This window comes from Enterobacter sp. B79-1, from assembly GCF_057444735.1.
This window is the reverse complement of sequence record NZ_JBYAZJ010000005.1, coordinates 91,473-105,123: the sequence shown is the minus strand read 5'-3', so window position 1 is coordinate 105,123 and position 13,651 is coordinate 91,473. Positions and strand designations below refer to the sequence as shown.

The 13,651-nt window shown below is 56.1% G+C and carries 11 protein-coding genes and 5 tRNA genes; 12 read left to right on the top strand and 4 right to left on the bottom strand.

Translation table 11 applies throughout. The features are described 5' to 3' along the window. Positions 1-79 precede the first annotated feature (79 nt). From alaS to AC2T6E_RS15225, 12 genes are all read left to right on the top strand, one after another. Positions 80-2,707: an alanine--tRNA ligase gene (alaS, locus tag AC2T6E_RS15280; protein ID WP_464357331.1), complete on the top strand. Its 2,628-nt coding sequence runs from the start codon at positions 80-82 to the stop codon at positions 2,705-2,707. A 241-nt stretch (positions 2,708-2,948) separates the two neighbouring features. Further along, complete coding sequence (gene csrA / locus AC2T6E_RS15275; RefSeq protein ID WP_000906486.1) at positions 2,949-3,134, top strand: carbon storage regulator CsrA; 186 nt, start codon at positions 2,949-2,951, stop codon at positions 3,132-3,134. Positions 3,135-3,476: 342 nt separating this feature from the next. Beyond that, a tRNA-Ser gene (locus AC2T6E_RS15270) sits at positions 3,477-3,569 on the top strand. A 4-nt stretch (positions 3,570-3,573) separates the two neighbouring features. Beyond that, positions 3,574-3,650, top strand: a tRNA-Arg gene (locus tag AC2T6E_RS15265). 64 nt (positions 3,651-3,714) lie between these two features. Next, positions 3,715-3,791 (top strand) — tRNA-Arg (locus AC2T6E_RS15260). Positions 3,792-3,820: 29 nt separating this feature from the next. Continuing rightward, positions 3,821-3,897, top strand: a tRNA-Arg gene (locus AC2T6E_RS15255). 28 nt (positions 3,898-3,925) lie between these two features. Next, positions 3,926-4,002, top strand: a tRNA-Arg gene (locus tag AC2T6E_RS15250). A gap of 258 nt (positions 4,003-4,260) precedes the next feature. Beyond that, positions 4,261-4,827 carry a fructose-1-phosphate/6-phosphogluconate phosphatase gene (gene yqaB / locus AC2T6E_RS15245; RefSeq protein ID WP_120159325.1) on the top strand — a complete coding sequence of 189 codons (567 nt, stop codon included), beginning with the start codon at positions 4,261-4,263 and terminating at the stop codon, positions 4,825-4,827. After that, positions 4,824-5,252, top strand: coding sequence for a YqaA family protein (locus AC2T6E_RS15240; RefSeq protein WP_008499541.1), 429 nt, complete (start codon positions 4,824-4,826; stop codon positions 5,250-5,252). Before yqaB ends, AC2T6E_RS15240 begins: the two co-directional genes overlap by 4 nt. A gap of 83 nt (positions 5,253-5,335) precedes the next feature. Further along, on the top strand, positions 5,336-6,880 hold the full coding sequence (gene gshA / locus AC2T6E_RS15235; RefSeq protein WP_042716438.1) for a glutamate--cysteine ligase: 1,545 nt from the start codon (positions 5,336-5,338) through the stop codon (positions 6,878-6,880). 154 nt (positions 6,881-7,034) lie between these two features. Next, positions 7,035-7,550 (top strand): S-ribosylhomocysteine lyase, encoded by a 516-nt coding sequence (gene luxS / locus AC2T6E_RS15230; RefSeq protein WP_010434381.1) that lies wholly within the window; start codon positions 7,035-7,037, stop codon positions 7,548-7,550. Between the two features lie 54 nt (positions 7,551-7,604). Beyond that, on the top strand, positions 7,605-8,369 hold the full coding sequence (locus AC2T6E_RS15225) for an AraC family transcriptional regulator (protein WP_431643081.1): 765 nt from the start codon (positions 7,605-7,607) through the stop codon (positions 8,367-8,369). Here the strand turns inward: AC2T6E_RS15225 and leuA are convergent. The 4 genes from leuA to mprA form a co-directional block, all read right to left on the bottom strand. After that, positions 8,356-10,011 carry a 2-isopropylmalate synthase gene (gene leuA, locus AC2T6E_RS15220; RefSeq protein WP_431643079.1) on the bottom strand — a complete coding sequence of 552 codons (1,656 nt, stop codon included), beginning with the start codon at positions 10,009-10,011 and terminating at the stop codon, positions 8,356-8,358. The two genes, AC2T6E_RS15225 and leuA, sit on opposite strands and share 14 nt — an antisense overlap. Before the next feature lie 197 nt (positions 10,012-10,208). Then, entirely contained in the window at positions 10,209-11,756 is a 1,548-nt protein-coding gene (emrB, locus tag AC2T6E_RS15215; RefSeq protein WP_089601284.1) for a multidrug efflux MFS transporter permease subunit EmrB, read from the bottom strand. Between the two features lie 16 nt (positions 11,757-11,772). Then, positions 11,773-12,945 carry a multidrug efflux MFS transporter periplasmic adaptor subunit EmrA gene (gene emrA / locus AC2T6E_RS15210; RefSeq protein WP_042714077.1) on the bottom strand — a complete coding sequence of 391 codons (1,173 nt, stop codon included), beginning with the start codon at positions 12,943-12,945 and terminating at the stop codon, positions 11,773-11,775. A 128-nt stretch (positions 12,946-13,073) separates the two neighbouring features. Beyond that, positions 13,074-13,604: a transcriptional repressor MprA gene (mprA, locus tag AC2T6E_RS15205; protein WP_089601288.1), complete on the bottom strand. Its 531-nt coding sequence runs from the start codon at positions 13,602-13,604 to the stop codon at positions 13,074-13,076. Between the last annotated feature and the right edge of the window lie 47 nt (positions 13,605-13,651).

The following is a 13,651-nucleotide window of genomic DNA, read 5'->3' as shown; positions in this document are numbered from 1 at the left end:
TTTCCAGTAGCTGGTCTGTCCAACGGTTTACCGATACAGACCTGCTGCGACATTTCGTTAGCTTGATTTCAGGATAATTATGAGCAAGAGCACCGCTGAGATCCGTCAGGCGTTTCTCGACTTTTTCCATAGTAAGGGACACCAGGTTGTTGCCAGCAGCTCCCTGGTACCGAACAATGATCCGACTCTGCTGTTTACCAACGCCGGGATGAACCAGTTCAAGGATGTTTTCCTTGGTCTCGACAAGCGTAATTATTCCCGCGCCACAACCTCACAGCGTTGCGTGCGTGCGGGCGGTAAACACAACGACCTGGAAAACGTCGGTTACACCGCGCGCCACCATACGTTCTTCGAAATGCTGGGTAACTTCAGCTTCGGCGACTACTTCAAACACGATGCTATCCAGTACGCATGGGAACTGCTGACCGGTGAAAACTGGTTCAACCTGCCGAAAGAGCGTCTGTGGGTTACCGTTTACGAAACCGATGACGAAGCGTTCGAAATCTGGGAAAAAGAAGTCGGTATCCCACGCGAACGTATTATTCGTATCGGCGATAATAAAGGCGCACCTTATGCGTCTGACAACTTCTGGCAGATGGGGGATACCGGTCCTTGCGGTCCGTGCACCGAGATCTTCTACGATCACGGCGACCACATCTGGGGCGGCCCTCCGGGAAGCGCTGAAGAAGATGGCGACCGCTACATCGAGATCTGGAACATCGTCTTCATGCAGTTCAACCGTCAGGCTGACGGTACCATGGAGCCGCTGCCGAAGCCGTCCGTTGATACCGGTATGGGTCTGGAACGTATTGCCGCAGTGCTGCAGCACGTTAACTCCAACTATGACATTGACCTGTTCAGCACGCTGATCAAGTCCGTTGCAGAAGTGACCGGTGCGACCGACCTCAGCAACAAATCGCTGCGCGTTATCGCAGACCACATTCGTTCCTGCGCGTTCCTGATTGCCGACGGCGTTATCCCGTCGAATGAAAACCGTGGCTACGTGCTGCGTCGCATCATTCGTCGTGCTATCCGTCACGGCAACATGCTGGGCGCGAAGGATACCTTCTTCTATAAACTCGTTGGGCCACTGATTGGCGTGATGGGTGCGGCCGGTGACGAGCTGAAACGCCAGCAGGCGCAGGTTGAACAGGTTCTGAAAACTGAAGAAGAACAGTTTGCTCGTACCCTGGAGCGCGGTCTGGCGCTGCTGGACGAAGAGCTGGCGAAGCTTAAAGGCGACACGCTGGATGGCGAAACCGCTTTCCGCCTGTACGACACCTACGGCTTCCCGGTTGACCTGACGGCAGACGTCTGCCGCGAGCGCAACATCAAAGTTGACGAAGCAGGCTTCGAAGCCGCGATGGAAGAACAGCGTCGTCGTGCGCGTGAATCCAGCGGTTTCGGCGCAGACTATAACGCGATGATCCGCGTTGACGGCGCATCAGAATTCAAAGGCTATGAAGCACTGGAACTAACCGGCAAAGTGACCGCCCTGTTTGTTGACGGTAAAGCCGTGGACAGCATCAGCGCGGGTCAGGATGCGGTTGTCATTCTGGACAAAACGCCGTTCTACGCGGAATCCGGCGGCCAGGTTGGCGATAAGGGCGAACTGAAAGGCAACGGCTTTAGCTTCAGCGTTAGCGACACCCAGAAATACGGTCAGGCGATTGGTCACCAGGGCAAACTGGTTTCCGGTTCTCTGAAAGTGGGCGAGGGCGTACAGGCTAACGTTGATGAAGTACGCCGCGCGCGCATTCGTCTGAACCACTCTGCAACCCACCTGATGCACGCTGCCCTGCGCGACGTGCTGGGTACCCACGTTGCACAGAAAGGTTCTCTGGTTAACGACAAAGTGCTGCGTTTCGACTTCTCGCATTTTGAAGCGATGAAACCGTCTGAAATCCGCGCGGTGGAAGATCTGGTGAACGCGCAGATCCGTCGTAACCTGCCAATCGAGACCCACATCATGGAGCTCGAGGACGCGAAGAAAAAAGGTGCGATGGCGCTGTTTGGCGAGAAATATGACGACCGCGTTCGCGTGCTGAGCATGGGCGACTTCTCTACCGAGCTGTGTGGCGGCACGCACGCATCGCGCACCGGCGACATCGGCCTGTTCCGCATTGTTTCCGAATCAGGTACGGCGGCAGGTGTGCGTCGTATTGAAGCGGTGACCGGTGAAGGCGCAATCGCCAGCCTGCATGCGCAGAGCGATCAGCTGCACGACATCGCGCAGCTGCTGAAAGGCGATAGCCAGAACCTGGGCGAGAAAGTGCGCGTTGCGCTGGATCGCACGCGTCAGCTGGAAAAAGAGCTGCAGCAGCTGAAAGAGCAGGCTGCGGCGCAGGAGAGTGCAAACCTCTCCAGCAAGGCTGTAGACATTAAGGGCGTCAAACTGCTGGTCAGCGATCTGGCGGGCGTTGAGCCTAAGATGCTGCGCACTATGGTCGACGATCTCAAGAACCAGCTTGGTTCTACCGTTATCGTGCTGGCGACAGTGGCAGAAGGTAAGGTTTCTCTGATTGCGGGCGTCTCTAAGGATGTGACCGACCGCGTCAAAGCAGGGGAACTGATTGGTATGGTCGCCCAGCAGGTGGGTGGCAAAGGTGGCGGTCGTCCGGACATGGCGCAAGCCGGTGGTACGGATGCGGCGGCACTTCCTGCGGCATTGGCCAGCGTTGAAAGCTGGGTAAGCGCGAAACTGTAATAACTACAAAGCACAAGCAGACGCCATAGCGGTAACGTTATGGCGTCTTGTTCACTGCGCTATCGATAACGATAAAGTCAGGTTGAGTTTGTGTATATCGGCTAAACTTACGTTTAACAGAATGTGATGCCGTGACTGCTTACACTTTACGTGTTTGTCATCGCTTACTTTTTGGCGTTATATGATGGATAATGCCGGGATACAAGAGACCCGACTCTTTTAATCTTTCAAGGAGCAAAGAATGCTGATTCTGACTCGTCGAGTTGGTGAGACCCTCATGATTGGGGATGAGGTCACCGTGACAGTTTTAGGGGTAAAGGGTAACCAGGTACGTATTGGTGTTAACGCTCCTAAAGAAGTATCTGTCCACCGTGAAGAGATCTACCAGCGTATCCAGGCTGAAAAATCCCAGCAGTCCAGTTACTGATATTGTCGCGTCTCGCTGTCGGGCGAGACGCAACCCTCCTGCCATTTTTCCTGCATAAAGTTACCGTTCTATTTCAATCGCTCTGTTTTTAACCACTCCCTCACTCTTATCTCGCCCTGACTGCGTGTTTCTCACAAGAGTTTTCTGTGAAGATGTCTGCAAAATCCGCTTATAAAACACCCTCTTTGCGGCTTTTACATGCGAATTGCGTGCGATTTGTGCAAACGATAAAAGGTTGTGGAAAATTGTTTGACTTATAAGTCCCAGAAAGTAATATATGCGCCACGCAGCGACGAGAAGCTCTTAACGAGTTACTCGAAGCACTCGAAAGAGGCGTTGTGTGGTGAGGTGGCCGAGAGGCTGAAGGCGCTCCCCTGCTAAGGGAGTATGCGGTCAAAAGCTGCATCCGGGGTTCGAATCCCCGCCTCACCGCCATTTTGCATCCGTAGCTCAGCTGGATAGAGTACTCGGCTACGAACCGAGCGGTCGGAGGTTCGAATCCTCCCGGATGCACCATCTATTACTTCATATTGCTTTAGAAGTGATATGAATATCGAGCAGTACAGTAGTAAATCCCGATGCATCCGTAGCTCAGCTGGATAGAGTACTCGGCTACGAACCGAGCGGTCGGAGGTTCGAATCCTCCCGGATGCACCATTTACTATTTCTGAAAGCAGTTCCCTGATGCATCCGTAGCTCAGCTGGATAGAGTACTCGGCTACGAACCGAGCGGTCGGAGGTTCGAATCCTCCCGGATGCACCATTTACTGTTTCTAAAGCATTTCCCTGATGCATCCGTAGCTCAGCTGGATAGAGTACTCGGCTACGAACCGAGCGGTCGGAGGTTCGAATCCTCCCGGATGCACCATATTCTCCGAGATAATAGCAACGCTGTTGTTTCAAGGTCTGCGAGTTAACCGCAAGCACCAGGGAGGATAACGTTGCTTCAGTAACGGCCCGCAGGGCGAGGCGTAAGCCGAGTAATCCTCCCGGATGCACCATCTCTTCTGTTATTCCCTTCGATGTTTAGTTCTTAATCACTCTCGTAGTTATCACTTCGCAATCAGCGACAAAAACCACCATTTACGATAAAGTAATGCTTTGTTAATCGGTTAGCGAGAGCACGATGTACGCACAGTATGACGGTTTGATCTTCGATATGGATGGCACTCTTCTGGATACCGAACCTACGCATCGTAAAGCCTGGACTGACGTTCTGGGCCGCTACGGTATGCGTTTCGACCTTCAGGCGATGATTGCCCTCAACGGATCCCCCACCTGGCGTATTGCGCAGGCCGTGATTGAACTGAATCAGGCCGATCTCGACCCGCACCTGCTCGCACGTGAAAAAACCGATGCGGTAAAAGCCATGCTTTTAGATACCGTACGCCCTCTGCCGCTGATTGACGTGGTAAAAGAGTGGCACGGGCGTCGTCCGATGTCGGTAGGAACGGGTAGCGAAAGTGCGATTGCTGAGGCATTACTCAACCATCTTGGCCTTCGCCACTATTTTTCTGCCGTGGTTGCCGCCGATCATGTTAAACATCACAAGCCCGCACCGGACACCTTCCTGCTCTGCGCAGAGTTAATGGGCGTCCCGGCGGCAAAATGCGTTGTGTTTGAAGATGCCGATTTCGGTATCCAGGCCGCGCGTGATGCCGGAATGGACGCGGTGGATGTGCGCTTACTGTGAGTGACGCGCTGTCACTCGCTTCATTATTCGCCAGCAGTTTTTTAAGCGCCACGCTATTACCGGGAAATTCGGAAGTGGTACTGGTGGCGATGCTGTTGTCCGGCGTGAGTCAGCCCTGGTTGCTCGTATTAATAGCAACAATGGGTAATAGCCTTGGGGGGCTGACTAACGTTATTCTTGGGCGTTTCTTTCCGCTGCGCGAAAAGTCGCGCTGGCAGGAAAAGGCAGTCGGCTGGCTAAAACGCTATGGCGCTGCCACGCTGTTATTAAGCTGGATGCCTGTAATAGGCGATTTACTGTGTCTGCTGGCGGGATGGATGCGCATCTCCTGGGGACCGGTGCTCTTTTTTTTGTGCCTTGGCAAGGCGTTGCGCTATGTTCTCGTGGCGTGGGCAACACTACAGGGTATGACGTGGTGGCACTAATTGGTGGAATGAATACGCGACCTTCAATCGTCAACCATTACAATTATGCTGAGTAACATTACTTTGACAGGCGGGAGGTCAATTTGATCCCGGACGTATCTCAGGCGCTGGCCTGGCTGGAAAACCACCCTCAGGCTCTGAAGGGTATTCAGCGTGGTCTTGAGCGTGAAACGCTGCGCGTTAACGCGGACGGTAGCTTAGCGACGACGGGTCACCCGAAGGCGTTAGGCTCGGCGCTGACACATAAATGGATCACAACCGATTTTGCTGAGGCGCTGCTGGAATTCATCACGCCGGTGGAAGGTGATGTTGATCATATGCTTTCCATTTTGCGTGACATTCATCGCTTTACTGCCCGTAACATGGGCGATGAGCGCATGTGGCCGCTCAGCATGCCGTGCTATATCGAGCAGGGGCAGGAGATTGAGCTGGCACAATACGGCACGTCCAATATCGGTCAACTGAAGACGCTTTATCGCGAAGGGTTGAAAAACCGCTACGGCGCGTTGATGCAGACGATTTCAGGCGTTCATTACAACTTCTCACTGCCAATGGCGTTCTGGCAGGCAAAATGCGGTGAAACCGATAAAGACGCGATCTCAGCGGGCTACTTCCGCCTGATTCGCAACTACTATCGTTTTGGCTGGATCATTCCGTATCTGTTTGGTGCTTCTCCGGCGATCTGTTCTTCCTTCCTGCAGGGAAAACCGACCACGCTGCCGTTCGAAAAAACCGAGTGCGGGATGTATTACCTGCCCTACGCGACCTCTCTGCGCCTGAGCGACCTTGGCTATACCAATAAATCGCAAAGCAATCTCGGTATTACGTTTAACGATTTGCACGAGTATGTGGCAGGATTGAAGCGGGCGATCAAAACCCCGTCCGAAGAGTACGAGAAAATCGGCCTCGAAAAAGACGGCAAGCGTCTGCAAATCAACAGTAACGTGCTGCAGATTGAAAACGAGCTGTATGCACCGATTCGTCCGAAACGCGTTACACGCAGCGGTGAAACGCCGTCGGACGCGCTGCAGCGCGGCGGGATTGAATACATTGAAGTACGCTCGCTGGATATCAACCCGTTCTCGCCGATTGGCGTCGACGAGCAGCAGGTTCGCTTCCTCGATCTGTTTATGGTCTGGTGCGTGCTGGCGGATGCGCCGGAAATGAGTTCAGACGAACTGCTTTGTACCCGTACCAACTGGAATCGCGTGATTCTGGAAGGGCGCAAGCCTGGCCTGACGTTAGGCATCGGCTGTGAAACGGCACAGTTCCCGCTCGCTAAGGTGGGTAAAGATCTGTTCCACGACCTGAAGCGCGTGGCCCAGACGATGGACAGCGTATACGGTGGTGAAGCGTATCAGGCCGTTTGCGACCAGCTGGTTGAAAGCTTTGATAATCCTGAACTGACGTTCTCAGCACGCATTCTGCGTTCTATGATTGATCAGGGCATTGGCGGCACGGGGCGTTCACTCTCAGCGGAGTACCGTGAGATGCTGATGCAGGAGCCGTTAGAAGTGCTGAGCGAAGCGGATTTTGTGGCGGAACGCGATGCGTCCGTTGTGCGTCAGAAAGAGGTCGAGGCGGCGGATACGGAGTCGTTTGAAGCGTTTCTGGCGAAGCAGGCTTGAGCTGAAAAAGAAAAAGGCCACATCGCTGTGGCCAAAATATACATCTCTGAATTCAGGGATGATGATAACAAATGCGCGTCTTTCATATACTCAGACGCGCATTCTGTAGAAGAGTTCAGTTTATTTTAAAAAAAATCACTATCGGAGGTGACGTATGCCGTTATTAGATAGCTTTACTGTCGACCATACCCGTATGGAAGCACCTGCAGTCCGCGTGGCGAAGACCATGCACACCCCGCACGGCGACACGATCACCGTTTTCGATCTGCGTTTCTGCGTGCCAAATAAAGAAGTGATGCCAGAGAAAGGCATTCACACGCTGGAGCACCTGTTCGCCGGTTTCATGCGCGACCACCTGAACGGCAACGGCGTTGAGATCATCGATATCTCTCCGATGGGCTGCCGTACCGGTTTCTACATGAGCCTGATTGGTGTGCCTGACGAGACGCGCGTTGCAGATGCGTGGAAAGCGGCGATGGAAGACGTGCTGAAGGTGAAAGAGCAGAACCAGATCCCTGAGCTGAACGTTTACCAGTGCGGGACTTACCAGATGCACTCTCTGGAAGAAGCGCAGGAAATCGCGCGCCACATCATCGAACGCGACGTTCGCGTGAACAGCAACGATGAGCTGGCCCTGCCAAAAGAAAAACTGCAGGAACTGCACATCTAGTGCACCTTTTCCCTCTCCCTCAGGGAGAGGGTAGGGTGAGAGTGGTTTAACCCCATGACCACAACCGCAACCTTTTCCTTTACCCATCGCCCCCTCGTTCCGTTTGCCCATGATTACGTTCACGGCGACAGCGAGCCGTGGCACCAGCACGACTGCGCTCAGCTGTTGCACAGCCTGACTGGCGTGGTGCGGGTCGATACCGTATCCGGCTGCTGGGTGGTGCCGCCCGGTCGCGGCGTCTGGCTCCCTGCGGGGACACAGCACTCTCTTCGAATCACCGGCAATGTCGCAGCCCGCACGCTGTTTATCGATCCGCTGGCGCGCGCCGATCTCCCGGCCACCTGCCAGATCGTGCAGATCACGCCGCTGTTGCGCGAGCTGATCCTCGTCTCCCTTGCGTTACCTGAATCGTACTCACCCGGCAGCCGGGATGAACGGGTCTATGAGCTGATCCTCGATGAAATCCGCATGATGCCGGCATTGCCGTTTTATCTGCCGGAGCCAGAAAGTGAGGCATTACGCCATCTGTGTCTGCAAATCCGGCAAAACGCGGGGGAAAGCTGGAGCAGCGCGCAGGCCGCGAGCATGGTAGGGATGAGCGAGCGTACCCTGAACCGCCATTTTCAGCAGCAGACGGGATTAAGCTACGGTGAGTGGGTGAGAAGGGCGCGCCTGCTGGAAGCCTTAGTGCGGCTGGCGCAGGGACAGCCGGTGCTGCGTGTGGCGCTGGATCTGGGTTACGGCAGTCACAGCGCCTTTACGGCGATGTTCCGCCGGGTGATGGGAACTTCACCCAGCGATTACTTTAAGAACGACTGACGGCGTTGAACAGCGCCTGAAGCGATGCGCGCGCCACGTCGCTGTCAATGCCCACGCCCCAGCGGCTGCTGCCGTCCTGGAACAGGCAGCGGATGTAGGCCACCGATCGGCTGTCGCTGCGTTCGCCTAACGTATGCTCGTGGTAATCCTTAATCACGAACGGGGCGTTGACCCAGCGGCTTAAGCCCTGAGCGGCGGCAGAAAGCAGACCGTTACCCTGACCCTCAAGCTGGCGCGTTCCTCCCTGCGTGGCGACGCTGGCCGTTAAGTGCAGCTGGCCGTCCTGCTGGCTGTCGCTGCGGTAGGATTGCAGCGCAAACGGCGGCGTTGCCACCAGGCCGTAGCGGGTGCGGAACAGCTGCCACAGCGCATTCTGCGTCATCTCTTTTCCGTGGCGATCGGTTTCCTGCTGCACGTGCTGGCTGAAATCCTGCTGCAGGGCGCGGGGTAATTTCAGGCCATGGTTCTGTTCGATGAGCCACGCGCTGCCGCTTTTGCCCGACTGGCTGTTCACGCGGATCACCGCTTCATAGGTACAGCCGATATCCTGCGGATCGACGGGCAGATAGGGCATCTCCCAGCGCTCGCCAGGCTGACGGGCATCAAAGCCTTTTTTGATCGCGTCCTGGTGCGAGCCGGAGAAGGCGGTATAGGCCAGCCGCCCCGCCCACGGATGGCGCGGATGCACTGGCAGCTGGTTACAGGCTTCCACCACTTCCACTACGTGGTTCATGTCGCTAAAGTCCAGATTCGGGCTAACGCCCTGGCTGTAGAGATTCATCGCCAGCGTCACCAGGCAGACGTTGCCCGTGCGCTCGCCGTTGCCAAACAGGCAGCCCTCCACGCGGTCTGCGCCTGCCATCACGGCCAGCTCCGCGCTGGCGACGCCTGTGCCGCGGTCGTTATGCGGATGCACGCTGATGCAGACATCGCGGCGGCGGCTGAAGTGGCGGCAGAAATACTCGATCTGATCGGCGTAGACGTTCGGCGTGCTCACTTCGACGGTAGCGGGTAAATTAATCACCATTGGCCGCGCATCGCACGGCTGCCAGATCTCCGCCACCGCTTCACAAATCTCCAGCGCAAACTCTGGCTCGGTAAAGCAGAAGGTCTCCGGGGAGTACTCGTACTGCCAGCGGGTATCCGGGTTCTCTTCACACAGCTGACGAATAAGGCGCGTGGCGCGCGTTGCCAGCTCGACGACTTGCGCTTTCTCCATGCCGAACACCAGGCGGCGAAACAGCGGGGCGGTGGCGTTATACAGATGGACGGTGGCCTGTTTCGCACCGCGCAGGGATTCAAAGGTGCGACGGATGAGATCTTCCCGCGCCTGGGTTAACACCTGAATCGTGACGTCATCCGGAATGCGGTTTTCTTCAATCAGCTGGCGCACAAAATTGAAGTCGGTCTGGGAAGCGGACGGGAAGGCCACCTCAATCTCTTTGAATCCGCAGCCCAGCAGCAGGTTCCAGAACTGCAGCTTGCGCGCGCTGTCCATCGGCTCGGCAAGCGCCTGGTTGCCGTCGCGTAAGTCGGTTGAGAGCCAGCGCGGCGCGCGGGTGATGCGTTGCTCCGGCCAGCGGCGGTCGGGCAGGGAAAGCGTGGGATAGGGTTGGTACTTGTCGGCGGGTGTGTTCAGCATGATGCGCTCCTGTTGTCTTTTCACTATCGTGAATTGATTTCAGGCGCGATGCTTTATCGAAACTGACAATCGCTGTCGCGTACTGGACAGCCGGGGCGGTTGCCCGGTGGCGCTACGCTTACCGGGCCTACGAATGATGGCCCGGTTATCGTAGGCCGGGTAAGGCGTAGCCGCCACCCGGCATCCTGCGCACAAGACTAGTGCGCCCCACCGCCGCCGCTACCGGCACCAAACGGGGGTTTAGCAAACCACACCAGCCCCAGCAGGACGATAAAGATCCCCGCCGATATCCAGAAAATCTCGTTGGCCGAGATAATCAGCCCCTGGTTGGTGATCTGCTGAGCAATCCAGCCGGACGCCTGCTGCTCCGTCATCCCCATTCCCTCCAGCTGGCTATACATCTGCTGAGCATTCGGGTTGAACGGGTTCACCGCTTCGGTCAACTGCGCATGGTGCAATGATTCCCGGTTGGTCCACAGCGTCGTGGTGATCGACGTCCCGATGGAGCCCGCCAGCGTTCGGGTAAAGTTCGACAGGCTCGACGCCGCCGCCATGCGCTCAGGCGGTAAGCCGGAAAGCGTAATGGTGGTCAGTGGCATAAAGAAGCACGCCACGGCAAAGCCCTGAATAAACTGCGGCCACGCGGACGCGCCAAAGTCCATTCCCGGTTCGAACGTATACGCGCGCCAGTAGAAGCAGACGGCGTACATGATGAAGCTGAACGTGACCAGCCTGCGCATGTCGAGCTTATGGGCGAAACGACCAATAATCGGCGACAGCAGAACCGGTATTAACCCCACTGGCGCAGAGGCCAGCCCCGCCCAGGTCGCGGTATAGCCGTATACCTCCTGCAACAGCTGCGGCAGCAGAACGATCGCGCCGAAGTAGAGCATGTAGGCGAGGCTGATACACAGACAGCCGATGGTGAAGTTTCGCGACTTAAACAGCGACAGGTCGACTATTGGGTTGTCGTCCGTCAGTTCCCACACAATCAGGAAGCTGATAGCGACCACGGCAACGACCGTGAGGACGATGATTTCCGACGAGGCAAACCAGTCCAGCTCTTTACCCCGGTCGAGCATGATCTGCAGGCTACCAATGCCGACGACCAGCAACGCCAGCCCCACGCCATCAATTCGCCGCTGCTCGGTACGCGTTTCGCGACCGCGCAGAGACTGCAGGGTCATCAACACGACCAGCGCACCAATCGGTACGTTGATAAAGAAGATCCAGCCCCAGTGGTAGTTATCGCTGATGTAGCCACCGAGAATCGGTCCGCAAATCGGCGCGACAATTACGGTCATTGACCACAGCGCCAGCGCAATGGAGCGTTTGGCGGGTGGGTAGTTGTTCAGCAGTAAACTCTGCGACAGCGGAATCAACGGCCCGGCCACAATCCCCTGAATGACGCGGAAGAAAATCAGCATCGTCAGGCTGTTGGACATGCCGCACGCCCAGGAGGCGAGAACGAACAATACCGTTGACCACAGGAACAGCTTCACTTCACCGACGCGCTTCGCCAGCCAGCCGGTGATCGGAATGGAGATGGCGTTTGCCACCCCGAACGAGGTAATGACCCAGGTTCCCTGGCTCAGCGATGAGCCAAGGTTCCCGGCGATAGTCGGGATCGCCACGTTTGCGATGGTGGAGTCCAGCACCTGCATGAATGTCGCCAGAGACAGCGCAATGGTCATAATGACCAGCTGCGCGCCTTCCAGCGGTTTTTGCGGCTTTTGCTGTTGCATAACGCTCACCTTCGGATTAACCGGCGTTTGCCTTCACGATGTCATCGATCAGCTTGTTGACCGGATCGAGGCTAATTTCACGGGCGTTACTTTCATAAGCCGGGCTGCTGCGCACCTGGCTTGCGAGGATCTGACCGTCGCGGTTGGCGGTGTCGACCGTCACCAGCGTGGAAAGACCGATACGCAGCGGGTGATCCGCCAGCTGTTTGGCATCCAGCTCGATACGCACCGGCAGACGCTGCACCACTTTGATCCAGTTACCGGTGGCGTTCTGCGCAGGCAGCAGGGAGAAGGCGCTGCCGGTCCCCATGTCCAGACCGACCACTTTACCGGTGTACTTCACGTCATCGCCGTAGATGTCGCTGATAACGGTTGCGGTCTGGCCGATACGCATATGCGCAAGCTGCGTCTCTTTGAAGTTCGCATCCACCCACAGATTGTTCGCGGGAACGACCGCCATCAGTGGCGTCGTGGTGCCAATCTGCGCGCCTGGCTGCACGGAACGACGGGAGACGTAGCCGGTCATCGGGCTGACGATTTTGGTACGCTGCAGGGCAAGCCATGCGTTACGCACTTCGGTCGCCGCCTGCTTAACGGCTGGCTGGTTTTCCAGACTGGTGCCCAGCACCATCGCCTGGTTGGCGTTGTACTGTTGGATCGCCACGTCCAGCTGAGCCTGCGCGCTGGCAACGGCGTCGCGGGCGTGCTGCAGCTCTTCACGGCCAATCAGGTTGGCGGTGCCGAGAGGAACACGACGATTGAGGTCGCTCTGCGCCTGCGCCAGTGCGGTTTTCTGCACGTCGATGCTGGCCTGAAGCTGTTTGCTGTTGATCATCAGCTGGCGAGTTTGACGGACGCTGGAGGCCAGCTCTGTCTGTGCTTTTTCGAATGCCTGTTGGGCGTCGGTCGGATCGAGCGTGACCAGCACATCCCCTTTTTGCACAAAGTCGGTATTGTCAGCCCAGACTTTCGTCACGCTGCCCGACACCTGCGCCATAATTTGAACCTGGTTCCCTGCCACGTATGCATCGTCAGTCTCTTCAGCATGACGCAATACTAAAAACCAATAGATCCCATATGCCACGGCAATAATAATAAAGAGCAAGGTCAACAGAAGAAGGGCGCTCTTACGTTTGCCTTTCTTGTTGGCCGGTTGCTGCGGGTTGGTATTCTCCGCATTTGCGCTCATTGTTGTTCTCCACGATCTTCTTATTTTCACATCGGCTGAGCCGACCTGTTGTCAGAAAGGCCAGCAGTTTGACGTGCTGGCCTGTCAGTTTTCTTTTTTAAATCAGGATATTCGAGCGTGTCGTCGCGTTAGCGCAGCGCCTCAAGGATGGCGCCATCTTCATCCATCTGGTCCAGACGGGTGAGCAGCTTGCGAGTGATGTGCTCAAGCTGGTCTCGCTCGGCGGTGCTGAGGACAGACCAGAGTTTGTGCAGGCAATTGTGCTGAGGTGGCAGCACCTCACGCAGGAATTCGTGACCTTTATCGGTCAGTTGCAGATGCAGACAGCGGCGGTCGTTGTCGCTTTCACGGCGCTCAATCCAGCCGCGTTTTTCCAGCTCATCAGCGATACGGGTCGCATTGGTGCGGGATGAACCCAGCGCGCAGCTCAGCTCAGACGGCTGAATGCTGTGGTTTTCCTGAGACTGCAGCGTAATTAACGCCATAAACAACGTCTCGTTAATCCCTTGAGCTTTCAGCATTTTATTACGGTTTTCCAGCAACTTACCCTGCATGTGCATGCACAGGCGAGTCAGCAGGATTTCCTGATAAGGGAAGTCCTCATGACGACTGGCGCGGAATTTAAGCATTTGTTCAATGGGCGTAAACGAACTATCCATTTTGGGCATAACCTCATTAATTACAGCCGATATAGTAACGATAGTGA